The organism is Enterobacter sp. SENG-6 (assembly GCF_001605945.1).
GTDB lineage: Bacteria > Pseudomonadota > Gammaproteobacteria > Enterobacterales > Enterobacteriaceae > Enterobacter > Enterobacter cloacae.
Window position 1 is genome coordinate 23,078 of the sequence record NZ_LOMM01000024.1, and the last position, 21,288, is coordinate 44,365.

Consider the following 21,288-nt stretch of genomic DNA (forward strand, 5'->3'; position numbering starts at 1 on the left):
TGAGTGATGAGTGGCTTACTGTTTGTTCTTCAGTTGCGCGGCGATTTCCTCGCGGACGCGCTTCGTCAGGGTGTCGTTATCCGGGATTTTCTTGTTCTTTTGCAGATCGTCGAAAAAGTTTGAGAAGTCGAGTTTGTCGAACTTGATTTGTTGCAACTCAGTCTGGGTGATGCCGCGACAGTCCGGGCTGCTGGCCTTGCCAAAGCCGATGTGAAGCTGACCGTTACGTCCCTGCTGCTGCACAATCTGGGCAAGCTTTGAGTCAAACTGACAGTAGCTGCGCTTCTTCTCGAGACAGACGCCGAGCACTTTTTTTGAACAGAACTCACCGATACTGACCGTGAGCTTATTCTCTTTGGCCTTGCCCAGCGCTTTCTCCTCGCTGCTGCACCTGGCAAGCCCGACGTCCTGGCCCCAGCCGCCGTCCTTACAGCAGCTGCTGAAGCCTGCCGCAAACTTCTTGCAGAACTTCGCGCTGCCGGTAAAGGCGCGTACGTTAACGCTGTTAATGGCTGCCACGTCCTTGCCCGCAGCGGCCAGCGCGGCGAGTGCCGAAACGACAGGTGCAAAATCGTTGTTTTTACCGTTCTGCGCCCGCTCACAGTCACCATCGAGACAGAAGGTGTCGCCGCCACATATCATCACCTGGCCGGAAGTACGTGTTTCACAGGAGTACGTCGCGTATTCATGCAGGCAGCCGCTGCCGTCTTCTGCCGTGAAGGCGCAGGTGCGTGAGGCAAGCGTACAGGCCGGATTGTTCATGTAGGTTTTGCAGGTGCCATTGTCAGCAGCCTGGGTCATATACGTGTCTTTGTACTTCCAGCAAGCCTGCGTGACCGGGTATGACACGCCGTCAACCACCACCGTTTTTGTGCTCCCCGGCTCAATACATTCCGTCTTTTTGAGCGTACCTTCGCTCTTGCTGAACGGGCAGGATTCGTTCCAGACCACGTCTGGTACCCATTTTTTGGCGGGAATTTCAATCTGGAGCGTAACGGTGAAGCTGTAGCGCATATTGCTGTGCTTCCAGATTGAATCTGTAGTGGGATTGTTTCTCCTGGTACGAATGGAAAACACCATCCCTGCGCCTTTCTTCAGCTGCATGCCGCTACTCAGCGCCAGGCTACCGGTATCGTTATCCATGGAAATCAACCCGAAAGGCGTGGTTACTCGCATAAACCAGTTAGGATTACTGAACGCCAGACGTTTATTCCAGGAATAGGTGGCTGTTGCAGCAACAACCTTCCCTGTCACCGGCGCAGTCCATGTTCCTGTGTATCCCGCTTCGGAGGAAGCAAACGAAATATTCTGAGACTGGATAACAATCTGTTTTGTTTCAGATGTATCTTCATAGTGGCCGGTAATGCTGGCCGTGCGCGTACAGGCCTGCTCAACCAGCAGGTCGCGCTCACAGGTATAGTTGGTGAACTCACTGCGGCTGATATTCTGCGCTTCGCACTGCGTCTGCCCCGTTTTGCCGATGATGGTATCAGCGCGGGACTGGACATCCTGGCTGGCCTTAATAAACGGCGCGTCGGGCGAAATGGGCTCCTTCGGGTTGTTAACAAACGAGTCGGTGACGGCTTTTGTAGCCTCATTAGTAGTCCAGCCCGTGGTACCGTCCGCTTTCAGCGCACCATCACCGGTCGCCGTCACACCGCCATAGTACTTTTTCTCACCGGGTGAGGCGGTATAGTTGGGGATAGACGCTGAGGGGTTAAAGTTTTTCAGGCTGCTCTCACCCTGCCCCTGTACCTGACGGGCAAAATCAGCCCCCGCCCTGTACTGCGCGTCAGCATCGGCAAATGCATTCACGCTTGCCATCGTGGTGGCAATGGCCAGCACCGACATCAGTATTGCTCTTTTCATCGGGCATCTCCTTTATTAAGCAGCTGTTGCGCCTCATCCCTGCACTCGCCCTTCCCCACCACCTTTTCCAGCGCCTGCTTCAGATGAAGATTGCCGCGAATCACGTCGTGGCCCGCCTCGCAGTACACCACCAGGGACGGCACGCTGGTGATCCCGTACTCACGAAAGCGGGTCGGGTCGATGGCGACGCCGCTGGCTGAGCCGTCCTGAACAAGCGCCATCACGGCGGTTGCCGTCGTTTTCATGTCGTTGTTGACCATACCCCGCAGGGTGGCGGGAATATCGTAGCGGCGGGCCTCGGTCAGCATGCGCTTAAGCCCCGCCTGCGGGATGGCAAAGGAGACGAAATACAGGGCACCGTGCGTGGGTTTATCCTGCTGGTCCTCGCGCTGGCGCTGTTTCAGCTCCCCGATAAAGCGGGCGTCGTCTGCTGAAAGAGGGTTCTGGCGCACCTGCTGCTCCAGCATCTGGCGCAGCGGCGCGTTGTCCTGCCCCCTCAGCTGCTGGCTGAAAGACTCCTGCTGACGAATAAACTCGCGGTTCGCCTCATCAGCCCCTGACGCCAGCGCAGTGCAACAGTATGCTGACAGCAGCAGCGCCGCCGTCAGACCGGACAGAGTTTTCATGGAAGTTTCCTTTTTCTCAGAGGAAGACGCAGTTGCGCTTGCGCCAGAGAAGATAGCCGTAGTTTTTCTTCGTGTTCGGCGGGTTACGCCCCGTTTCCCAGCGCATGACCGTTCGGCCGAAGGGATGGCACTGCGCCACGTCCGGATACATATTCACCATCTGATAGCGCCAGCGCGTTTTGGGAATAATGGGTGACGGATACTCGAAGCAGACCTTTTTATCCTCCCCGACGCTCTCCATTATCTGACCCTGACGGTGCAGCTTGAACGCCATGCGCTCGCTGACCAGAACGGAAGACTGCAGGGGGCTGGACTCATTGCTCACCCAGCCGTTAAAGGGATACATTGACCCCTGCGATCCGGCACACCAGAACAGCGCGTCAACCGACGTTTTTGCTGCACTGGCCACCGCGTCGGCCGCACATGCGCCCTGCGCGATGGGGTTGGCAAAAATGACCGCCTCCGGATTCAGAATGGAGGTCAGGGCGCTGTCCCCCCATGTCGGGTCGATTTCAGACAGGTATCCGATATCCAGATCGCCGCCCTGCAGACACCCGAGGGAGGTGATGATATTGAGCCAGTACGTCAGCGGATATTTGTACCAGTGCACGTGGTAGAACGCGCCATTGACCTGTTTGTCATCTTTTTTGGCGGCGCCCATCCCCATTTTCCCGAGATTAACGGTGAATCCGCCGAGGTTCACCATGCAGCCCGGAGAACGTGCCACATCGGTCATGGCCATCGGCTCCCAGTACCCTATTGCCAGGCCAACGCGCTGAAATACCGGCGGTGGCATGGGACAAAACTGTATCGGGCTACCGGGATTGGACGTGTCCGGTAAATCCCCGCCCGTGACTTTTGTGCTGCCGAGCGACAGGGGGAACATGCAGCGCCAGCAGATATCAGTGATCGGATTGACGAAGCGCCCTTCGCAGGCGGCGTCCGCCGCTGCCATGTGGCTGTTACCCCACAGAAGCAGCCCGAACAGAGAGACGGTCAGCATTTTCACCGGACACCTCCTGCATCATGCTGCGCCATATCGGGCGGAATGATTTCCACCTGCAGGCGCTTTCCGCTGGGTGCCGCCGTTACCCGCGCCGGCACCTGGCTTATGCCGAACCGGGCGGTCAGCACCCCGTTCTGGTCGAAGAAAATGCGGCTGTCGAGCTTCTCCGACGTCTGCGGAATGTTGCCCTGAACCAGAATGATGCGGGTGATCAGGGTGTCAGGCTTCTGTCGCTGTACCCACGCGAGCTGCTCCGCATCGTCGCCGTTGATAAACAGCAGGGTTTCGTTAAACGGCACCACATCAAGCGGATTAAAGACCTGCCCCGCCTGAGCAAACACGTTGCCCCTGTCGTCGGCAAGCGCCTTGTCCACCCGCACGCTCGGGTCAAACCAGCGCCGCTCGTAGCGCACCGCGCGGGTTATTCCCTCAACGGCAGGCGGGCGCTGGCTGTTGCGCACCACGCGCGCCTTAAACTCCGCCATCTTTTTGTCCATCTCGCCGGACTGCGCCAGCGTCTGCAGCCGGCTTTCGATAACGGTCAGCATATCCGGCTCCGCCACCGGCCAGAGATCGCCCCACGTCCCGAGGTCAGCGGCCGTCACGCTGCCGGTCAGCAGCGTCAGGCCCAGGGCAAGGGCGCGCATCACCCCCCCTCCTTCATCCGGCGGGCCACGTCAGTCTGGATTTCACGCGTGATATCCGGCGCCCCCTGCACCACGGCAGGTGCGACAAGGATGAGGGCACGATGGCGGACCTGCCAGTCCCTGAGGCTGGCCTCCAGTGACGCGTTAAAGCGGTCTGAAAGTGCTTTTGTCTGCGCCTCGTCCAGTGAACGGCGACCGGCGCTGTCAAAGAAGGCATCCACCGTGGATTTCATGTTGAAGGCCACAACCACAGGACGGTTAAGCTGGCAGACCAGCCAGCTGATGCCTGCGCCCGCAGCCAGCGTGCCGGCAATCAGCGCGGCGTTAATGAGTACGTGTTTTTTCATGAGATGGTCTTCCCTTCATGCTCGTGAAGCCAGCGCTCCAGCGCGGCCATTTCCGGCCCGGATTTTTTCCACGCCAGCTCCCAGACGGCTTCGTGAATACTCAGCCCTTCCCGGCGTCGCTGCTGCAGAAACTCAAAGTCCGGACCGTCCGAGGAGTACATTGCCCGGCTGAGCGGATCGACGAACAGGCGGTGCCAGGACGTCAGGTGCTCAACCGACAGCATAAAGCTGCTGAACCAGTTGTCCTTCGCGCTGCCAAAACCTTTAATCATGTCGCGCTGCAGCTGCGAATACTGGTCCGGGTACAGCTGGTTGTACTTGGCGAACTCTTTGGCGGACTGCTTGAGGATAATTTTGTAGGACGAGTTACCCCATGCCGCGCGGGCGGCGCTGGAGGCCGTTTCCGAGTCAAAATCGACGATGTTCTGCGTAATGGTGATGTACGAACCTGTATGGCGGCGGGCGGTACGGTAGCCCTTCTCGATAAACGCCCCGACCTTGTTGTTCTTGAAGTCCAGCAGGCGCCAGCCTTCGTCTATCACGTTGAGCTTCTTCAGGCTGCGCGGCGTGCGGTACATGCGGTTCTCAATGTAGAGAATGAGCGAGAACATCACCGCCACCAGGAGGGACGGCCTGTCCTCCAGTCCGCCGAGCTCAAGCACCACCATCCGGGCTTCGTCCTTCAGGGACGGTTCGTCGGAGTTGAAGTAGCTGCCGTACACCCCGTCGCGGGTGTACTGGGTCAGCAGTACCACCATCTCATCGAGGCGGCTGCGGATGGTTGGCGATCCGCTGTACTCCTCGCTGTCGCGGGCCATCATCAGGTAGTCCACCACGTCGTCAATGCGCGCCTGGTTTTTCTTCGTAAGCCAGGTGGCCTTCACCGCCTTGAGCAGCAGACCTTCGTGCACCTCGTCCAGGTTGCCGTTGGGGCTGGCCATCACGGACAGCTGGTCCCGCAGGCGTTCGGCCATCTCATCGATGGTATCGTCGGTGACGTTAGCGAACGGATTAAACTTCAGCGTCTCGCCGTCGAGGTAGACCCCGCCCATGTTCTCGCACAGGGACTTGTAGCCGTCGCCCATGTCGAACACCACGGCGAAGCCGCCGGAGTCGATAACGCTGCGTATCAGGGGCTGGATAAGCCCGGTTTTCCCCGCGCCGGAGGTGCCACACACCGCCATATTGAAGTTGGTGTTACCCATGCCGCGGCTGAACAGGTCGATAAACGCCAGCTGGTTGCGGTAGGTCGGTGCCAGCAGGCCGGAAGTGGCCAGCGGGCTGTCCGCCACCACCGGCATCAGATTGGCGACATTAAAGCTTTCGGCGCGCTGCAGCACGCCGGACTCACGCAGCTGCTTAAAGAGGCCGCCGCCCGCCATAAACGGCAGATTCACGAGAAAATTGCGCATATGGTTAAAGCGCGGGGAAATCAGCTCGAAGCCATTTTTACGGAAGCTGTTCAGTACGTCCTGCTCGACCTTCAGCGCAGTTTCCTGGTCATCGCGGCAGAAGAGGGTCACGTTCAGAAAATAGCTCACCAGCGAGGACTGCCCGGACGACAGGCGCTGGCGCAGATCGCCCCACTCTTTTGCCTCCTGCGCCACGCCCGGGAAGAACTTGGCGTAGCTGGTCTTGGACTTCTTCTCAAGATCCATGAACTTCAGGTTGGCCTCGTTCTGCGCCTTTACCTGGTCTTCCACGCTAAGGACCAGCGTCAGGATAAACGGGCACGAAACGGACAGTTCCGGGTTGAGAAGGTTGCTGTAGTTGTCGGCCATATTCCAGAGGAAGGCCAGCTCCGGATTTTTGGTCAGCTGGAAGTTCATGATGCGCGCGGTGCTGTTGCGACCGTTACCGCGCAGCCCCAGCGTCATGTAGTCGGCCTTCACCTTCAGGTCAAAGGTATCGTCCACGCACTGGTAGTTCAGATCCTTGAGCGGGTCCAGTTCCCGTTCGGTGGGATACAGCGCATCCGGGTTGTGGTTAATCATTTCGCCCGCAATGCGGATAAAGGCATCCGCATCCACGCTGCGGGTGGCTATCTGCGCCCCCTGCAGCGAGGCGCGGATGATTTTGACCTGGTTTTCCATCTCCATCACGCTGGCCTTACTTCCGCGCTTACGGGGGACGCAGCAGGAGATGTACACCCGGTAGTTACGCAGGGTCAGCGGCAGGTTGAGGTGATCGGGCAGCGGGAACCCTTCTTCTGCGGCCCTGAGATAGTAGGCGCGGGTGATGGCGTTGAACGTATCAGCCTTTTCCCCCGTCCATGAGAGCTCGCGCAGGCCATACTCGATATCCTGACCCACCAGATGGCTGGACACCAGGTGAACGGCCACCGGCACCTCGCGGGGCAGCTTGGTGCGCATCAGGTTTTCCAGCGACGAAACGATAGTTTCGTTGGCGCCGTTGATGGGCTGCGCCTCGAGCATAAAGCCCATCGTCTTTTCGTTCATGAAGAGGCCGGTTTCCGCATCGTAGTCGCGGTACGGCAGCACGCGGCTAAACTGCGGGAAGCGCATCTGCCCGAGGACATCGTTCGCCTCAGAGGACGCATCGGGCATCTTCAGGGCCGTCAGCAGCGAGTTGACCGTGCGGGTGACGGAGTCCAGCGGATTACTCATGATCCCCCTCCTTTTTATTGTCGGCCGTTTTGACCGCTTCCGTCGCAGGGGCCGGGCGGCTGGCGGGGATACCGTAGCGAAAACGCACTGAGCGCATCTGACCGTACAGGCAGAAATACGGACGGCATCCCATAAGCAGCGCCGCCCCTGAAAACACAATGGCCATCACAATCCACAGCAACTTAAACGCACTCAGCGCCCCGTCAACATGACCGGCATATCCTTTAGCATCGGTGACGACGCTGCCCCGGTCATGGCAGACGGCAGAGGGAGCGTCATGCAGCGTGAGGCCGGAGGACTTGTTCTGCGGAGCAGGCGGTATAAAGGGTTGTAAAGGTTCATCACGGCAGACCGCAATACGAAACTCGCCACTGCTGACGTTATGCGTGACGGCCATAATTTCCTGCGCCATCGCCTCTCCGGGCGTGGTGTTATCCATCCACAAAAGCATGGCAACCAGCAGCATCAGCGTGGCGGCAGGCCAGATAATCAGATAGTGAAAAGCCCAGGCAAGCCATCTAAGGCAATACAGCAGGACGGACAGAAGCTTAAGCATCATTCCCTTTACCTCCGGGATTCAGCGGAAACCAGACGCTGCAGTTGTGTCTGATAGCCTCCGCCAGCCTCTCCCCGTCCTCTCCGCTGTACAGCGCTTTAATCCGGCTGACGTCAGACTTCGCCAGGAAAACCCTCATCTGCTGTTTTGTTACGCTCATACCTGAGCCTGCTTTACCCAGGAACAGACAGTGCCCACGCTGCCGTTGCATTATGTGTTGAGAAATCCCAGCCTTCCCGTCAAGGGCGGGAGCGCTCTGCTGAGACGCTGAAAGCCAGAAGTCGCGCTCTGCGGCATTAACACAGATGACACGCATCCCCATCGCCTCGCAGCAGGCCGCTATATCGTTAAGGTGGCGGGTCTTACCCGGACCGCTGTTACTGTTGGTTGTCATGATGTTCGTCTCCTGGTTTTTTGCCATCGTTCTGAATGTCTTTGCGCAATTCACGCCAGTCGCGGAGTTGTCGTTCTGATAAAAAGGTCCGCATAACCTCAACGCTGATGGCTGTCTTACCGCTACCGGTTTTCCCCACGACCATCACATTGGTTTTTCTTCTTCCCATCGGTCACCTCAGATACTGTTTTTCTCGTATTTCCAGAACCCGCTGGCATTCCGTACAGGTACGTACGCCCGGGATGGCCTGCTGCCGCCTGAGGGGGATGCGATTGCCACAGCATTCGCACCGGTTGCGGCTTTTGCCCTGCAGGCAGGATCGCTGCCTCGCGGCCTGTATATGAAGCTGGTTCAGCAATTCGTCCTGCTCCTGCAGGAGATCGAGTTCGTCTGCCATCAACGCTCCCTGCTCACACTGTCCGGACACGCTACCGCCCATCCCTTTTTACGTTTCAGGGCACGCGTGATAACGACAGATTGTTAAAATGGGTGCCACACGCGGTGGCGGTTCAGGTTTCAGTTAACGCGTGGGGTTCCCCACGCTGAGGGTTTCACAACAAAAAACACCCGCGTCGGCTGGTGATAAACGTCCTGCGTATCGATATAGGGCGCGATCCACAGCCCGGCCGCCTTTTCACCGACGCGAAGCGGCCTCGGGTCCACGATGGACTCGCGCCCTGGCGGCGACACAGTAACCGGCGTGACCGTGGAGAGCGGCGCCCGTGAGGCTGAGTGCGGCTGCGGGCGGGGGAGAGTCGGTATACCCGTCAGAGGTGCATTCCTGGATGCGATGGCATGCACCGGTTCAGCCGGCAGCGTCAGGGGCTGCACGGACCGGGTCCGGAAATTACCCTCAGCCAGGCGCGGCAGCGATGTCGCACCCGGCTTTACCGCGCTGGCCTCCTCCAGTCGTTTGGCTTTCTCATTGGCCTGCTCGATGGTCATGCAGGTATCGGATGTCGTCGCGTTACACTCAAAATCGCTCGTTGTACCGGCACATCCCGACAGCGTCAGGAGACTGGCCAGTGTGAGCGCAACAGGCACTGTCTTGTTCATTTGCGGTTCCTTTACGTGGGGTTATTGTGAGTCGGCCTTCGGCATAAACTGGCTCTGGTTAAGCCTGCCCAGCTGGTTGAGCATCTGGTCGGTACTGAACCCGTTCATGCCGCCCTGCGGGACTGACGGCGGCGGAACCGGGCTGCGGTCGTCGCCCTCCGCTTTGCTTCTGTCATTCTCGTGCGCCAGCTCTTCAATGGTTTTCAGCTGAAAACCGTCCTGAAAGACAACGGTCACTTCGTTACCCGCCCCAATAGGAATGACGGGGTGGTACTGCTCTGCGCGTTTGATGTAGTAGTCGCTGAGGGTCTGGGCGGCTTTGGAGGCGCCTCCGCCAATCCCCATCTTCATCACGTCACCCGCGCCGAGTGATGCCGTGGCGCCGAGGCCGACCGAAGGCTGGGACGCGGTCTGCACGCCCTGACCGATGCCGTCAACAAATCCCGCGCCCCATGCCCAGCCGAGGATTTTGCCGTTTCGCATCACCACCTCGCCCTTGATGCCGTTTTTTCCCCGGAAGCTCACGTGCCCGGCAATGGGCTGGTCGATGGTGACGCCGTGCTTCAGGCAGCTGATGTTGCGGGTGCGTACGATGGCGCGTTCGCTGGACACGTCGCCCCAGGCTTCAAGCCCGATGAAGCAGCCGGTCAGGTCGTAGCTTTTGCTGTTGGGCATTTCCACCCTGCCCGTAATGCGCAGCTGCATCGGCACCGTGGACTCGTTACCGGTTACGGAGGCGTTGGCGTCAGCCCCCTCAATCAGCATCGATTTGGCGAAGCTGCCCGACGGGATGTACGGCAGGGACGGACCTTTACTCTCGTCGCTGTGGGCAAAAGACTGCCGGCGCAGCTGGTTGGGTACGGGGATGGGCTGGTACTGCACCTGCGCCGGCGGCGTGACGCCGTTACCAGGATAGAACGCGGTCGGCGGCGGGACGGCCCCCGTCTGCGGCGGGAAACCGGTCGGCTGCGGCTCACCTTCAGGCCCCGGCGCAGGCACTGGCGGCTGCGGGGCCGGCTCACCCGATGCGGTGACGGGTTTCGCCCCCAGCGCGCTGACCTGAGCGGAAAGCGCCGCATTATCCTGACTGAGTTTGTCAATCTGGTGCTGATAGCCTGCCTGCCCCTTGCTGAGCAGCTCAAGCTCGCGGCGCATTTCGGCATACTGCTTCTGCATCTCGGAGGCCGTAGCCTGCATCTCGGTCGTGGCATGCTGCTGCACCTTCTGGTCAAAGGTGCTGTCCACCACGCCGGTCATATCGGGCGCAGGCTCGCCGGCGGCTGCCGCATCGCTGCTGCCCTCGTAGCGTGCATCCGCCAGATACCAGCCGCCGCCGCCCACCACGCCCACGGTCGCCAGCACGATACCCAGCCAGATAAACTGCTTGCGCTTCACCACTGAATTAATGCTGGCCATCAGCCGCACCTCCGCTGCTGATAATGAAGACCTGCAGGGCGCCGCCCGCCATCAGCTGACGCGAGGCTTCACCAAACAGCACGCCGCGAATGCCGCTCTGCCAGAAGTCGCTTTCCGCGATGTTGCGGGCCATCCCGGTATTGTTGGTGACGCGATAGCGCACCACCTTAAGGTGATTACCCACCCAGACGCGCTCGGGGACTGCAGAAAGTCCGGCGGGAGCGTTGAGGGCTTCATGCGTAACGGGGATAGCCTGCCAGCCGGACGGAAGCTGCCCGCCCAGCAGATGCTGGCTCAGGGAAACCAGCGTGGCCTCGTAGGGGGAAGACTCTTCCCAGGTGCGCGCCGCTTCACCCGTACCGGACAGCTCGCTGACCAGCCGGATGGTTCGCCCCGCGCCCGCACGTGGCACGGCCTGTACCGAGAAGTTGAGGCCGCGTTCGGTTTCCAGAATGAACGTGAAAGGCTTTTTGTTGAGGGTGCTGACAATCACACCACCGCTTGCCGTCTGTTCCTGACGCGTCAGCTCACCGTCGAGGCTGGTCAGGGCCGTCACGCGGTCACCTGCGACTGTAAAAAGGTTCGGGTCGGTATTGCTGACCGCGATGCTGGCCTGTCCGCCGTTCGTCAACGGGACAATCGTGGCAGAAAGCGCAGCGGGTGCGGCGACCGTCTGACCGGAAGCGAGCATCAGCAACGCCAGCAGCGCACGGCGACTATTTTTGTTCATCGATGATTTCTCCGAAGTGACTGAGCCAGCTGATGCCGTCCTCGCGCTCGAACTTGAGAACGTACTGTTTCAGCTCGGGATACGGTTTCGAGTCGCCTATCCAGGTCTTCAACTGGCCGCGTACGTCCACGCGGCTGCTTGCCGGGTAAACCTTCACGCTGGTCATATAGAAAGACGAGTTAACGTTGTTGTCCTTAATGCGCTTCGCATCCTCAGCAAGCCGGATTTTCAGCTCGTTCTGCGCTGCGGGTTTGACATAGGACAGCAGCTGCTCATGAGAGGCATCAACGGTTTCCGGGGTAACATTGAGGCGAAGGGCGATAAGCGACAGGGCCATCTGTTGCAGGTAGGAGGCATCTGCCTGGTTCTGCGACACGGCAAACGGCGCGTTGAAAAGCATTGGCGTGACGATAGACTTCTGCTCATTCTGAAGGCGGTAGTTGTTGACGGCCTGAATAACATTGGTGGTGATGCTTCCCAGAATAACCACCCCCATGGCAATAAAGCCGATGGCAATAACCCGCTGTGTACTTAATCGTGCTCCGTGTTCCATCTGATTATTCCTGTCTATTTAATCCACTGGCGGTAGCATGAGTCGGGTACATCATGAAAAATCCCCCTCAGCAGTGAGGTCGGCATATACCAGTAGACCAGGTCCCGTAGCCATGAACTGCCCCGCCCTTTTTTGAGCTTTTTAATTCCGAGATAGGCCAGTACGGCAGCGATAATTCCGGGGATATAATGCTGGGTCCAGAATCCCCACCCCAGGCAGACAATCGCCGGAATAAGCTCATCCACAGGAAGGCCAAACCAGCGGCTCTGATTCGTCAGGGTTTCGGGAAAGCGATATTTTTTGAGAGATTCATCTGCCATATATGTTCCGTCTCCGGTACAGCTGGCAGTATGGAAATACCTGCCAGCCGGATTACAGGCAAAGCCCTCCCGTGAATGCTCGTGAAGGGCATTCAGAATTAAACCGGAATTTAATAGTCGGAAGTGGCTCTGAACGGCTGTCGCTGGATATCAGTATCCTGCGACAGACATACCTACCGTGACGAATACGGACAGGATCGCAAAGCCCGCCAGGAACTTGAGGTTCTTGGTCGTCATATACATCACGGCGCCCACCAGAACTTCGGCAAGAATAACCCACTTAACCACGCTGGAGTCTTTACCAAATGTTCCTTTAACGGTTGCATCGCCGCTGGACATCAGATCTTTACCCGCAGTCGAGGCAAGAACCGTATCAGGGAAAAACGCAGCAAGGGCTGCGACAGGCAGGGCAAACTTCAGCGCTTTGAGTAACGGGACTTTGCTGAATTTTTTCTTTGCAGGGGTCGCGGGTACAGCGTTAATAACAGACACATCAGTCATATTCATTAATCCTTTAATTACACCGGATAGATTTGTTGAAATAAAAATCCTAAGAAACTAATTTTGTGACTTGGGTTCAAGATTGTTTGGGATCACCTCCGCCATTTCAGAGTTATAGAAATCAGGGAATTTTTCCAGGTGGTCACGTAACCGAATCAGCGCTTCAGCTGATTTAGAACGACCACTTCTGTCCTTCGCCTTCAAAATAAGAAGATCGGTTTGTGGGTCAAGGTAGATCGACATAGTTACCGTTGGGCCACGAAGCCTGTGACGTCTAATCATGTTTTCCCTCTCAACATATTCCTGCGTCAGGATAGTGACACATTGAATACAATTTATTCAATACGCGAAAAATTCCACTATATTTTTTACATAAATTTAACATTCAAAACCTTAAGAACAACCATTCTCACCTTTCTGTATACGTCCATTCTCATGCAGTAGAATCTGAAGTCATCGTAATCAATAAAATATTTCGCAAGCTCACTCTTCACACTAGAAAGTCTGCTTGAAATTGCTTTTTCAGAGACACCTAAATATTGCGCCATCGTATGAAGTTGAAAACCAAGAATTGAAAAACATAACGTAATCATCTTTTTATTCGTCAACCCTGATATAAAAATATCAAAATCAAACTCATCATTTTTTATCCTATTCGAGGTATTGAATAAAGCTTGATAATCCGGGAAGTAATTAATAAACCATAAAGCATATAATTCTTTATTTACCATACGAATTTCAACACGTAACTGATAAAACTCACCATTCAAATTAAAAGTTCTACAAATAGCTGTATCAGGCCCCATAACAAAGGCCTCCAACTCAATTGTCGACAAATCAAGCTCAACTTCATCAGGATCAAAACTGACACCTGAAAAACACTTTGATAATGGGTGAAAGAAATCTAAATATGCATCATTTTTATATATGGGGTTTCTGGATTGATTCCGAATGCAAAAAGGCAAAGGTGAGTACTTATAGAGCGCATCAAAACGCTTCACAATATCATCTAATGATTGACTTGATTGGGAGAGATCTCTAGGATCGCGCGGGTGCATTGAAGCCTCCTCTGAAGGTTTCTGTGTATAGTCGGTACACCCGGGGGTCTAGCCCGGTGTACCGGCGACCCGCCAAACTGAATGGCGAGCATCAAATTTTACTTATGTCTGCATAAAATATATCAATTACTGACGCCAAAGTCACTCAAAAACAGCAGATCTAAATCCTATTTATCAAACATTTTCAGCTAATTATCTTGAGACTCTTCCTCCTGGGGGAAGAATTTTTCAACAATCTGTTGCACATCTTCACGTATACACGTAACCATATCCCTGAAATCAAATTTTTCATTTCCTGCGAGATGCGGACTCAGCGACTCCATCGCCAGGAGCTTGCTGACTATAAATTGAGTTTTCATTACATTTTCAAGAATAGTTTTATTATAGAGCGCCTGATTAAAGGAAGACTCTTTTCTTTCCATTTGCGCTTCATAGACCCGAAGACCAAGTTCGACCAGCATTGATGCAATGCTCGAAAAACTTACATCTTTATCTCTCGCTCCTTCAGCGCGACGTTTTTCAGCGATTACTCTTATTTTCTCTGACACTTCATCGCTTACATAGACCTGAACTCTGGCCATAATTTTCTCCTTATTTATAGTTCCAAAACTTCTGTACCTCAGAATATTTTGAAAAGCTAAAAATGCACGACTCGGCACAAACTCCCTGCCAGAAAACAGACGACTTGCATGCCGACACACACTGTAAAAATTCACGACTCGAATATAGACTCGCCGTAGTCATAACTCAATGGATTTATTAAAAATAGTCACAAATGACTCTGAGTAGAGTTTTTACCGAGTCGAATAGAACTCGCTACCGAGTCGTTTACACACATTAAAATAAATTATTTCACATTACTTTTTCACTAACTGCATGATTTGAATACCCAATCAGCAAAACTTTAATTTTGCGTGGGGTGTGGAGCTTTTGGTGGTGAGGAGTGCATATTAGTTGAGTCTGGGCATGGGATGGGTTAACGTATTTCCGGCATGGTGCCCGGAGGGAAGAAATGAAACGGATTGCTCTTACGTTTTTAATGTTGGCTTTTTCTGGAATGTTGAACGCTGCTGATTGTTTTGATCTGGCAGGAAGGGATTATCATATAGATCCGGATCTGCTTCGGGCAATCTCCTGGAATGAATCGAACTTCCGCACATACGTAAAAGGCTACAATCCTGTTTCGGGTTTTGGCTCCGGACTTATGCAGGTGGACTCCCAGCACTTTAACGAACTGGCTCGTTATGGAATAAAACCGGAGCATCTTCTTTCCGATCCGTGTATGAATATCTACACCGGGGCTTACTATCTTGCAATTGCATTCAAAAAGTGGGGAGTCAGCTGGCAGGCCGTGGGCGCTTATAATGCAGGTTTCAGGAAAACAGAAGAACAGGCGCAGAGAAGATATGTCTATGCCAGAAAAATTGAGGCAACATATCGGGCTATAAAGAATAATAAAAATGCAGCGCAGACTCTTGCAAAACAGTAAAAAGACCTCAACAGGAGGTCTTTTTATTCATCCAGTATTTATGTCGTCAATCAATAGCCCGATAAATTAAATCTGCTTCAGGGTGTTTTATGATACTGATGTAGTCTTTCAGTGCATCCTGACGAGCGACGAGGTGTTTACAGACTTTCGAATATTCAGGCCCCATATCTGCAACCTGCCAGGACAACCAGTTCATGATCATCAGGGTCGCAATAATTCCGGCAGCATCGGCACTGACCTCTGCTTCAAAGTAATTACCGGGAATAACCATGTTATAGCGCTGTTCACCTTCCGGTGCGATATATCCGGTTTGCGTCGTGGTGAATCTGACACAGTTCGGAGCAATGTTTCCTCCGGTGCCCTGCGGAATAATCCAGTAATTCCAGAAACCGCCATCATAATCTGAATGCTGACGTAACCAGCTGGCAATCATGTTATCAGCAGAAGGCGTAAAAAAGAGCGCAGGAATAAAATCCAGACGTTCATCACCATCTGTAACAGAGTAGCGCTGGCGTTCATCGATCTTAAATTGTTCGGCTGATTCACGAGTGGCGGTTTTGACGTTTAATGTGTGCATTCTGGTTTTCTCCTCATTGGGTTATTACATCGTTCGACTTCATCACTGAGCGGCGAAGGGCAATGAGCAGCTGACAGTAAGGAAATAAAGGGGCGCGCAGCGTTTATATACCCCTTTATTTCCTTACTGGCTGATGCTAAAAGCAGCCCTCCGCGAACTGATGAAATCGGGCGATAGTCACACCAGGAGAATGCACACATCCCGTAACGGAAAATCGGCGTAAGACGAATTACCGTTACGGGCTTCAGAGTGGGGGTAATTTATTACCGCCACGGTGAAAGCGGCGCATCCATTCGGGATGCAGCAAGCGTGAATTTGAATTTACGTCAGGATGGACGCCCGAAGGGCGGAGACGGTTTACCGGCTCCGTTCACGACAGCCGTGTCCCTTCAGGGACGACGCCCGGAAAAGAAAGGATAATATCCATATCCGCGGCAGAATAATAAAGACCATCGCCAGCAGGAGAATGAGGAATATTAACCACCTGACCAAAAGACAGGAACTTCAGACTACCACGCGCCGGAATAATGCAGGCAGCGCGTCAGCGCAGCCTGCTTATTCTGCGCCGCAGGCGCGCGGCCTTTGATGCCACGAAAGGCAGGACACTCCCCTGCCCTTCTGGATAGCTATGCAGCGTCATTTATACAGCGCAAAAATTCGCGCATGGCACTGATACGGCGCTGATCGTCCAGCCGCTTACCAAAGTTGTTGATGTAGTACACAGGCGTATACCGCACCCTGTTTAACTTCATCGTCAGCGTATTGCCCGTGACCACCTCGGCAGGAATACCCAGCAGGGAAAGCTGAATAAACGCCATATCGGCCGCAACAGAATCAATATCGATGCAGCTTCCGAACATATGTTCAGACGGGTTATAGCCCGCCTCCAGCAGATATTCCGCATACGCCACAATCATTCCCGCCGCACCGCTTGCCGGATCGCTGACGGTAACGAATCCCTCACGGCGTATCGTTTCGTCGACGTCCGGCATCAGCAGCCTCGCCAGCAGTGACTGGACGTGATACGGCGTGAAATACTGTCCGTTGCGGTCGTCGCCAAGCTCAAGCTCCATGAAGATCGCGCCGAGGAAGTCGTGGAATTTGGCCTCCAGTGCGCAGACCATCAGGCAGAAAAGCGTATGCAGGTTGCTGATATCACTCTCGCTGTACTTCGCGCAGATTTTGCGGCTCTGCTCAATATTCTCTGGCGTTCTTATCCGCGCCATATCCAGCTCGCTGGCGGCCAGCGTGATAAAGTCGCTGAACACCTCCCAGCGGCGCAGGCTGCGGGCGGTATCCCTGAACACGCTGATAAACTGGCGGCGGGCCTGGTCGATTGTCATCATCCGGTGCAGTATCGGCTGCGCATTCACGGTGGGCAATACGGGTTTAGCGGGTGTTAAGGGTGCGGCTTCTCTCGCCTGATCAAAGAAGCTGGCAAAACTGAGTTGAGACATATTTCCTCCTTAAATGCCGCCCCGTAAGGAGCGGCTCAGTTATCAGTTAAATGCCCGCTTCAGTTCGAGCGTGCGTAACACCTGCCCCCACTCACTCCCGCGCATGGCAGGAATACGAACGGCGCGCCCCTTCTTCCGGCAGTGCGCTATGTGACGGCCCAGCGCCCGCATTTCGGCGCTGATGTCGTCACGGTCGATATCACTGCGTTTAATACGCACCTGTTTTTTTACGGGTGCGTTTTCCGCCTCAAGCATCTGGACATACAGGGCGGTCGGTGTAACAATCGAAACTTCACTGAATTGCATTGGTTTGTTCCTTTTGGTGAAGGCCGGATTAATCGTTGCAAGCGGGTAAATCCGGCGGGATATGGCAGACGAAAGTCTGCCTTTTTCATTTCTGGCGCTGCACTCCCTCCTTAACGCGTGCCAGAATCTCCGCGTGGTCAAGGTTGCTGTAGTCGCGCATCCGGTAATAACGGATACCGATCCGCGCGTAGATTTCGGTCACATTGCCGCAGACCATTTCCGCCAGCATGAAGGTTTCACACTCGCCGTTCTGACTGCTGCGCCAGTTCATCGGGTACATCAGCCCCAGCGCATCATGGAAGGCGTGTACGTCGATTTCGACGGACGCGGTCAGATATGACTTTTCGCGGCTCAGCCAGTACGCGCGTTCGGCCTCACTGGTCGCATAAATACCCGCTTCAGCGCAGGATTCGGTCAGATTTAAGTGCATGGTTTATCTCCTTCTGGTTAATGGCGTTGATATTTCGCCGTGGTGGTTATTCGTCGAACGTGATGCCGGAAAAATGCGCCATCAGGTGCAGCATGTCGGCAATCTCGTCGACTTTCTGCTGAATGGCTGGCGTGGCTTTCAGGATGCGCGTGACAGCGGTTCTGAGTTCGCCCATATAGCGGTTTGCAGACTCGCCCAGCGCCGTTTTGTCCGTATTGCTCTGGTACTTCATCAGGGCTTTACTGACGTGGTTTTGCAGGGTATCAAGTTCGCTGAGCGCGCTTTTCTCCCATGCGTCAAAGCTGAACGTACTGTTCGTGTTGCTGTTGCTCATAATGTTTCTCCGGTGTGACTGGCGGCATCCCCTGCCGCCAGCCGGTTAAGTAATCAGTAATCCGCCGCCAGCTCGATCATCAGGTCAGCACATTCACCATCGGCACGTTCTTCTTCCGCAGTCGTCAGCATGTAACCCCGTTTCGCTGCCGCCCCCATAAACGCCGGACGGTCTTTCAGTGGCAGTTCTGCCAGGTAATGCATAGCCATACCCAGCAGACGGGACTCATAAATCTCGTAGTGCAGGCCACATCCCCGGTTAGCCTGTATTTCCATACGGGCCAGCACCACGTCCGCGCGAATAACATCGAACGGGTTACGGGAATGGATATTGCGCACAAAGCCATCAGTACGCAGGGACGAGGTTTTCACCCATCTTTCGGAAGATTCTTTGGTGGCGGTTTTGACGTTGACGTTCTGTGTGTTCATCCTGCTTTTCCTCCTGTCTGGTGGTTTATCCATCTCTCGGTGAGTTCCCTGGCGGCAAAGGGCAAAGGAGCAACGGCGGGGCGGCAGGAGAAGGGCGGAGACTAAAGTTTTTGCGGTCCCTCGCAAAAAGTTTTGGCGGAGTGCATTTCACCCTTCGGATGACGACACGACGGTGCTACGACAAGCCCTCCGCCCGGGGACTTAACGGGAGAGGGCTCGCCAGAGGTACGGGGAGAGGATGAACACACCCGACACGGCGGAACGACGTGGCGTCACCTGAGTGCCGGCGGCTTTATCGCCGGCATGGTGAAAGCGGCGTGACCGGAACGGTCACTGCGAGCCGGTGTTGACGTTGCGACAGTGGGATGGAAGCCCGTCAGGGCGGAGACGGTTTACCGGCTCCGTTTACGACAGCCCCGGTTCCCGTCAGGGAGGTCGCCCGCAGTCATGGCCAGTGACCCCGTCAGACAGCAGGCAAATTTGAAAAGATGATACAGACAACTGCCACCATAATTCGCAGCGTTCGTTCTTCAGAGGTGATTCACAGCAGGAAATTACAAAGCGTGAGGACCATATAAAAGAGCAGTTATACCGCAGGCATAACCGCTCTTTTTACTTTCCTGCCCTCACGCTGGCGTATAGTTTGTTACCTTCGCCTCCAGTACACCCAGCCACTGACCAGAAGCAGAACACCGCTCAGCACCGCCAATTTCATCGGGGTTATGATCTCCCCAGAATTCCAGCTTGTATCCGATACCCCAGATAAAAAACGCCAGACCTGAAGCCACAATTCCCCACTTAAGGAGAAACAAGAGCACGTTGTCCAGCATACCTGGCGGATCGCGCCAGGTGATAACCAGCGCAATCAGGGCACAGATTGCCACCCCGGCATAGTACGCCGTGCTTCCGAACATCTCCGGCGCCGCGTAATGTATGACCAGCGTAAACAGGCCATTTAACAGCGCGACCAGTATCCAGTATCTCATCTCTAAATTATCCCTTTTAAGCACCCTGCCGACCGTATTCTGGCAGGATATGATATCAGACTCAGTGAGGCGACTTTCCCCGAAAATAATCCGGTCGCACCGTCAGTTCCCGCTCAATGAGTTCATCTGCAAACAGGGGCGCGATCCTGTTAACACGACGCGCCAGATTCCGTCGCCGCGTGGCCGCCTTTCGCTCATCGCTCCAGCGCCTGATCGGCCGTTCATACAGAAAATCAACGCAGACAGCATATCCGGCTCCTGCCACCCACAGTGACATCACGGACTCAGGGGCTGGCTTCCCGGCCTCCACCACTTCTGACGCCAGTTCAGGTTCACCGGGACAGGGACCGGGACGCTTCCAGCGCAGCGAGTAACGCCACTTCATACCTGACTCCGCGCTGTCAGCTTGTTGGGTACCATCCAGCGCTCCAGCTGCCGGACAGATCCCGGACTTTCCCTTGCCAGCGCATTCGTTTCAGCCATCACCGTCCAGAAAGGCTGACTCTCCATCGTCCAGCGCTCCATTGGCTCCAGTGACGGGAAACGCTCGCTCCAGCGCCAGAACATCTCTTCCAGGTCGTACTGGCGCAGTTCAGTCCCCGACCAGCGTGCGCTCCAGCTGCTGACCGTTTCAGGCGTATGGAATGCCAGCTCAATCTCCGCCTGCCCCGCCAGCGCCTGGTACGCCTGCTCACGCTGGCACCGTTCTTTGTGACGCTGTCGGGTGTATTTTTCATCCCGCAGGGCGTCCTGACAGCGAACCCGCTCGGTCTGCTGAAAGGCCACCTCCGGAAAGAGGCGCTGACCCGCACCAACGGGAAGCGGCAGCCAGCAACGCGTCCCGCGACTTTCAATCAGCGCATCGATGGCACTGAGCCAGCTGTCCCTGCTGCCCCGCAGCTCCCGCGCCGTCAGCACCGGCGCAAAATGATGGATTTCCCTGATAGTGATGCGCGTGCTGCCCGTGAGCCGCCGGAAAAAGGCGCTGGCATACGGATACATCGTGGACACCGCGCCGCGCGACCGCCGGCGTTCAACCTCCGCGATGGCCTCCATCGCGGCGCGTCGCTCAGGGCTGAAGGGAACCAGTGACAGGTTTGCAGGTATCATGCCGCGCCCTCCGCTGCCAGAATACTGATGATGCTGGCCTGACTGTATCCGTCCGCATCGAGACGCGCCGTCAGGCTGACGGTGTGGCTGACAAGCTCCGGCTGGTAGCCGCTCAGGGTACTAATGACGGAGAACGGGCGACCGCTGGCGGGCACGAACACCACCATCCACGCCGGACTGATGGCACCAGGACTGCACACCGCAATATGGTAATTGCCGTGCGAGGGGGTAAAGCGTATCTGTACGGGGAAGAAGCCGCCGAACTCGCTGCGGTACTCGCCGTTCACATCCCAGTTTTCAGGGCAGGACAGGTCACGCATGACGGCGTGGGTCAGTTCGCGGCGGAAGTCTTCGCCGCTGTCCCGCCAGTCCTCAAACTCATCACAGGACATCGTTTTCAGTACATCGGGGGTCAGAATAGTGCGCATGGGTATCTCCTTATCGCCGCCCCGCAGGGCGGCGCTC

30 protein-coding genes are annotated in these 21,288 nt (G+C 55.6%); 1 reads left to right on the forward strand and 29 read right to left on the reverse strand.

Annotated features, from left to right (window positions below; all coding sequences use genetic code 11):
• Positions 1-15 precede the first annotated feature (15 nt).
• From traN to traM, 19 genes are all read right to left on the reverse strand, one after another.
• Positions 16-1,869 carry a type-F conjugative transfer system mating-pair stabilization protein TraN gene (gene traN, locus AX755_RS13480; RefSeq protein WP_022652255.1) on the reverse strand — a complete coding sequence of 618 codons (1,854 nt, stop codon included), beginning with the start codon at positions 1,867-1,869 and terminating at the stop codon, positions 16-18.
• Positions 1,866-2,495 carry a type-F conjugative transfer system pilin assembly protein TrbC gene (gene trbC, locus AX755_RS13485; protein WP_008324130.1) on the reverse strand — a complete coding sequence of 210 codons (630 nt, stop codon included), beginning with the start codon at positions 2,493-2,495 and terminating at the stop codon, positions 1,866-1,868. Before trbC ends, traN begins: the two co-directional genes overlap by 4 nt.
• Before the next feature lie 16 nt (positions 2,496-2,511).
• Complete coding sequence (gene traU / locus AX755_RS13490; protein ID WP_032160671.1) at positions 2,512-3,498, reverse strand: conjugal transfer pilus assembly protein TraU; 987 nt, start codon at positions 3,496-3,498, stop codon at positions 2,512-2,514.
• A gap of 2 nt (positions 3,499-3,500) precedes the next feature.
• Positions 3,501-4,148, reverse strand: coding sequence for a type-F conjugative transfer system protein TraW (gene traW, locus AX755_RS13495; protein ID WP_008324132.1), 648 nt, complete (start codon positions 4,146-4,148; stop codon positions 3,501-3,503).
• Positions 4,148-4,495: a type-F conjugative transfer system protein TrbI gene (gene trbI, locus AX755_RS13500; protein WP_008324133.1), complete on the reverse strand. Its 348-nt coding sequence runs from the start codon at positions 4,493-4,495 to the stop codon at positions 4,148-4,150. The genes traW and trbI overlap by 1 nt, the downstream gene beginning before the upstream one ends.
• A complete protein-coding gene (gene traC, locus AX755_RS13505; protein WP_008324134.1) occupies positions 4,492-7,122 on the reverse strand; it encodes a type IV secretion system protein TraC in 2,631 nt (876 codons plus the stop codon). Before traC ends, trbI begins: the two co-directional genes overlap by 4 nt.
• Positions 7,115-7,681 (reverse strand): conjugal transfer pilus-stabilizing protein TraP, encoded by a 567-nt coding sequence (gene traP, locus AX755_RS13510; RefSeq protein ID WP_008324135.1) that lies wholly within the window; start codon positions 7,679-7,681, stop codon positions 7,115-7,117. The genes traC and traP overlap by 8 nt, the downstream gene beginning before the upstream one ends.
• Positions 7,671-8,072: a hypothetical protein gene (locus AX755_RS13515; protein ID WP_008324137.1), complete on the reverse strand. Its 402-nt coding sequence runs from the start codon at positions 8,070-8,072 to the stop codon at positions 7,671-7,673. Before AX755_RS13515 ends, traP begins: the two co-directional genes overlap by 11 nt.
• Complete coding sequence (locus AX755_RS13520) at positions 8,056-8,241, reverse strand: hypothetical protein (RefSeq protein ID WP_008324139.1); 186 nt, start codon at positions 8,239-8,241, stop codon at positions 8,056-8,058. Before AX755_RS13520 ends, AX755_RS13515 begins: the two co-directional genes overlap by 17 nt.
• A gap of 3 nt (positions 8,242-8,244) precedes the next feature.
• A complete protein-coding gene (locus AX755_RS13525) occupies positions 8,245-8,469 on the reverse strand; it encodes a TraR/DksA C4-type zinc finger protein (RefSeq protein ID WP_008324141.1) in 225 nt (74 codons plus the stop codon).
• Between the two features lie 119 nt (positions 8,470-8,588).
• Complete coding sequence (gene traV / locus AX755_RS13530; protein WP_008324154.1) at positions 8,589-9,128, reverse strand: type IV conjugative transfer system lipoprotein TraV; 540 nt, start codon at positions 9,126-9,128, stop codon at positions 8,589-8,591.
• A gap of 21 nt (positions 9,129-9,149) precedes the next feature.
• Positions 9,150-10,544: an F-type conjugal transfer pilus assembly protein TraB gene (gene traB / locus AX755_RS13535; RefSeq protein ID WP_008324156.1), complete on the reverse strand. Its 1,395-nt coding sequence runs from the start codon at positions 10,542-10,544 to the stop codon at positions 9,150-9,152.
• Positions 10,531-11,274 (reverse strand): type-F conjugative transfer system secretin TraK, encoded by a 744-nt coding sequence (gene traK, locus AX755_RS13540; RefSeq protein WP_008324157.1) that lies wholly within the window; start codon positions 11,272-11,274, stop codon positions 10,531-10,533. Before traK ends, traB begins: the two co-directional genes overlap by 14 nt.
• On the reverse strand, positions 11,261-11,827 hold the full coding sequence (gene traE / locus AX755_RS13545; protein ID WP_008324158.1) for a type IV conjugative transfer system protein TraE: 567 nt from the start codon (positions 11,825-11,827) through the stop codon (positions 11,261-11,263). Before traE ends, traK begins: the two co-directional genes overlap by 14 nt.
• Positions 11,828-11,841: 14 nt before the next feature.
• A complete protein-coding gene (traL, locus tag AX755_RS13550; RefSeq protein WP_008324160.1) occupies positions 11,842-12,147 on the reverse strand; it encodes a type IV conjugative transfer system protein TraL in 306 nt (101 codons plus the stop codon).
• Positions 12,148-12,297: 150 nt separating this feature from the next.
• Complete coding sequence (gene traA, locus AX755_RS13555) at positions 12,298-12,648, reverse strand: type IV conjugative transfer system pilin TraA (protein ID WP_008324162.1); 351 nt, start codon at positions 12,646-12,648, stop codon at positions 12,298-12,300.
• Between the two features lie 57 nt (positions 12,649-12,705).
• Complete coding sequence (locus AX755_RS13560; RefSeq protein ID WP_008324165.1) at positions 12,706-12,930, reverse strand: TraY domain-containing protein; 225 nt, start codon at positions 12,928-12,930, stop codon at positions 12,706-12,708.
• Between the two features lie 86 nt (positions 12,931-13,016).
• Positions 13,017-13,706, reverse strand: coding sequence for a hypothetical protein (locus AX755_RS13565; RefSeq protein ID WP_008324166.1), 690 nt, complete (start codon positions 13,704-13,706; stop codon positions 13,017-13,019).
• Positions 13,707-13,894: 188 nt separating this feature from the next.
• Positions 13,895-14,287, reverse strand: a complete 393-nt coding sequence (traM, locus tag AX755_RS13570) for a conjugal transfer relaxosome DNA-binding protein TraM (RefSeq protein ID WP_008324167.1) — start codon at positions 14,285-14,287, stop codon at positions 13,895-13,897.
• Positions 14,288-14,718: 431 nt separating this feature from the next.
• Between traM and AX755_RS13575 the strand changes: the two genes are divergently transcribed.
• Complete coding sequence (locus tag AX755_RS13575; protein WP_008324168.1) at positions 14,719-15,195, forward strand: transglycosylase SLT domain-containing protein; 477 nt, start codon at positions 14,719-14,721, stop codon at positions 15,193-15,195.
• 46 nt (positions 15,196-15,241) lie between these two features.
• Here the strand turns inward: AX755_RS13575 and AX755_RS13580 are convergent, their stop codons facing one another.
• The 10 genes from AX755_RS13580 to psiB form a co-directional block, all read right to left on the reverse strand.
• A complete protein-coding gene (locus AX755_RS13580; protein WP_008324170.1) occupies positions 15,242-15,772 on the reverse strand; it encodes an antirestriction protein in 531 nt (176 codons plus the stop codon).
• 626 nt (positions 15,773-16,398) lie between these two features.
• Positions 16,399-17,229, reverse strand: a complete 831-nt coding sequence (locus AX755_RS13585) for an N-6 DNA methylase (RefSeq protein WP_008324171.1) — start codon at positions 17,227-17,229, stop codon at positions 16,399-16,401.
• 42 nt (positions 17,230-17,271) lie between these two features.
• Positions 17,272-17,535, reverse strand: a complete 264-nt coding sequence (locus AX755_RS13590; protein ID WP_008324174.1) for a hypothetical protein — start codon at positions 17,533-17,535, stop codon at positions 17,272-17,274.
• An 85-nt stretch (positions 17,536-17,620) separates the two neighbouring features.
• Entirely contained in the window at positions 17,621-17,965 is a 345-nt protein-coding gene (locus tag AX755_RS13595) for a hypothetical protein (RefSeq protein ID WP_008324177.1), read from the reverse strand.
• Between the two features lie 46 nt (positions 17,966-18,011).
• Complete coding sequence (locus AX755_RS13600) at positions 18,012-18,299, reverse strand: hypothetical protein (RefSeq protein ID WP_008324178.1); 288 nt, start codon at positions 18,297-18,299, stop codon at positions 18,012-18,014.
• A 53-nt stretch (positions 18,300-18,352) separates the two neighbouring features.
• Complete coding sequence (locus tag AX755_RS13605) at positions 18,353-18,727, reverse strand: hypothetical protein (protein ID WP_008324180.1); 375 nt, start codon at positions 18,725-18,727, stop codon at positions 18,353-18,355.
• A 626-nt stretch (positions 18,728-19,353) separates the two neighbouring features.
• Positions 19,354-19,713 carry a hypothetical protein gene (locus tag AX755_RS13610; RefSeq protein ID WP_008324181.1) on the reverse strand — a complete coding sequence of 120 codons (360 nt, stop codon included), beginning with the start codon at positions 19,711-19,713 and terminating at the stop codon, positions 19,354-19,356.
• Between the two features lie 61 nt (positions 19,714-19,774).
• Positions 19,775-20,098 carry a hypothetical protein gene (locus tag AX755_RS25580; protein ID WP_008324183.1) on the reverse strand — a complete coding sequence of 108 codons (324 nt, stop codon included), beginning with the start codon at positions 20,096-20,098 and terminating at the stop codon, positions 19,775-19,777.
• A complete protein-coding gene (locus AX755_RS13620) occupies positions 20,095-20,823 on the reverse strand; it encodes a plasmid SOS inhibition protein A (RefSeq protein WP_008324185.1) in 729 nt (242 codons plus the stop codon). Before AX755_RS13620 ends, AX755_RS25580 begins: the two co-directional genes overlap by 4 nt.
• On the reverse strand, positions 20,820-21,251 hold the full coding sequence (gene psiB, locus AX755_RS13625; RefSeq protein WP_062856914.1) for a conjugation system SOS inhibitor PsiB: 432 nt from the start codon (positions 21,249-21,251) through the stop codon (positions 20,820-20,822). Before psiB ends, AX755_RS13620 begins: the two co-directional genes overlap by 4 nt.
• Between the last annotated feature and the right edge of the window lie 37 nt (positions 21,252-21,288).

What these genes read in the sequence shown, in the direction of transcription:
- traN (WP_022652255.1), bottom strand. Translation starts at nt 1,869, where the DNA reads ATGAAAAGAGCAATACTGATGTCGGTGCTGGCCATTGCCACCACGATG.
- trbC (WP_008324130.1), bottom strand. Translation starts at nt 2,495, where the DNA reads ATGAAAACTCTGTCCGGTCTGACGGCGGCGCTGCTGCTGTCAGCATAC.
- traU (WP_032160671.1), bottom strand. Translation starts at nt 3,498, where the DNA reads ATGCTGACCGTCTCTCTGTTCGGGCTGCTTCTGTGGGGTAACAGCCAC.
- traW (WP_008324132.1), bottom strand. Translation starts at nt 4,148, where the DNA reads ATGCGCGCCCTTGCCCTGGGCCTGACGCTGCTGACCGGCAGCGTGACG.
- trbI (WP_008324133.1), bottom strand. Translation starts at nt 4,495, where the DNA reads ATGAAAAAACACGTACTCATTAACGCCGCGCTGATTGCCGGCACGCTG.
- traC (WP_008324134.1), bottom strand. Translation starts at nt 7,122, where the DNA reads ATGAGTAATCCGCTGGACTCCGTCACCCGCACGGTCAACTCGCTGCTG.
- traP (WP_008324135.1), bottom strand. Translation starts at nt 7,681, where the DNA reads ATGATGCTTAAGCTTCTGTCCGTCCTGCTGTATTGCCTTAGATGGCTT.
- AX755_RS13515 (WP_008324137.1), bottom strand. Translation starts at nt 8,072, where the DNA reads ATGACAACCAACAGTAACAGCGGTCCGGGTAAGACCCGCCACCTTAAC.
- AX755_RS13520 (WP_008324139.1), bottom strand. Translation starts at nt 8,241, where the DNA reads ATGGGAAGAAGAAAAACCAATGTGATGGTCGTGGGGAAAACCGGTAGC.
- AX755_RS13525 (WP_008324141.1), bottom strand. Translation starts at nt 8,469, where the DNA reads ATGGCAGACGAACTCGATCTCCTGCAGGAGCAGGACGAATTGCTGAAC.
- traV (WP_008324154.1), bottom strand. Translation starts at nt 9,128, where the DNA reads ATGAACAAGACAGTGCCTGTTGCGCTCACACTGGCCAGTCTCCTGACG.
- traB (WP_008324156.1), bottom strand. Translation starts at nt 10,544, where the DNA reads ATGGCCAGCATTAATTCAGTGGTGAAGCGCAAGCAGTTTATCTGGCTG.
- traK (WP_008324157.1), bottom strand. Translation starts at nt 11,274, where the DNA reads ATGAACAAAAATAGTCGCCGTGCGCTGCTGGCGTTGCTGATGCTCGCT.
- traE (WP_008324158.1), bottom strand. Translation starts at nt 11,827, where the DNA reads ATGGAACACGGAGCACGATTAAGTACACAGCGGGTTATTGCCATCGGC.
- traL (WP_008324160.1), bottom strand. Translation starts at nt 12,147, where the DNA reads ATGGCAGATGAATCTCTCAAAAAATATCGCTTTCCCGAAACCCTGACG.
- traA (WP_008324162.1), bottom strand. Translation starts at nt 12,648, where the DNA reads ATGACTGATGTGTCTGTTATTAACGCTGTACCCGCGACCCCTGCAAAG.
- AX755_RS13560 (WP_008324165.1), bottom strand. Translation starts at nt 12,930, where the DNA reads ATGATTAGACGTCACAGGCTTCGTGGCCCAACGGTAACTATGTCGATC.
- AX755_RS13565 (WP_008324166.1), bottom strand. Translation starts at nt 13,706, where the DNA reads ATGCACCCGCGCGATCCTAGAGATCTCTCCCAATCAAGTCAATCATTA.
- traM (WP_008324167.1), bottom strand. Translation starts at nt 14,287, where the DNA reads ATGGCCAGAGTTCAGGTCTATGTAAGCGATGAAGTGTCAGAGAAAATA.
- AX755_RS13575 (WP_008324168.1), top strand. Translation starts at nt 14,719, where the DNA reads ATGAAACGGATTGCTCTTACGTTTTTAATGTTGGCTTTTTCTGGAATG.
- AX755_RS13580 (WP_008324170.1), bottom strand. Translation starts at nt 15,772, where the DNA reads ATGCACACATTAAACGTCAAAACCGCCACTCGTGAATCAGCCGAACAA.
- AX755_RS13585 (WP_008324171.1), bottom strand. Translation starts at nt 17,229, where the DNA reads ATGTCTCAACTCAGTTTTGCCAGCTTCTTTGATCAGGCGAGAGAAGCC.
- AX755_RS13590 (WP_008324174.1), bottom strand. Translation starts at nt 17,535, where the DNA reads ATGCAATTCAGTGAAGTTTCGATTGTTACACCGACCGCCCTGTATGTC.
- AX755_RS13595 (WP_008324177.1), bottom strand. Translation starts at nt 17,965, where the DNA reads ATGCACTTAAATCTGACCGAATCCTGCGCTGAAGCGGGTATTTATGCG.
- AX755_RS13600 (WP_008324178.1), bottom strand. Translation starts at nt 18,299, where the DNA reads ATGAGCAACAGCAACACGAACAGTACGTTCAGCTTTGACGCATGGGAG.
- AX755_RS13605 (WP_008324180.1), bottom strand. Translation starts at nt 18,727, where the DNA reads ATGAACACACAGAACGTCAACGTCAAAACCGCCACCAAAGAATCTTCC.
- AX755_RS13610 (WP_008324181.1), bottom strand. Translation starts at nt 19,713, where the DNA reads ATGAGATACTGGATACTGGTCGCGCTGTTAAATGGCCTGTTTACGCTG.
- AX755_RS25580 (WP_008324183.1), bottom strand. Translation starts at nt 20,098, where the DNA reads ATGAAGTGGCGTTACTCGCTGCGCTGGAAGCGTCCCGGTCCCTGTCCC.
- AX755_RS13620 (WP_008324185.1), bottom strand. Translation starts at nt 20,823, where the DNA reads ATGATACCTGCAAACCTGTCACTGGTTCCCTTCAGCCCTGAGCGACGC.
- psiB (WP_062856914.1), bottom strand. Translation starts at nt 21,251, where the DNA reads ATGCGCACTATTCTGACCCCCGATGTACTGAAAACGATGTCCTGTGAT.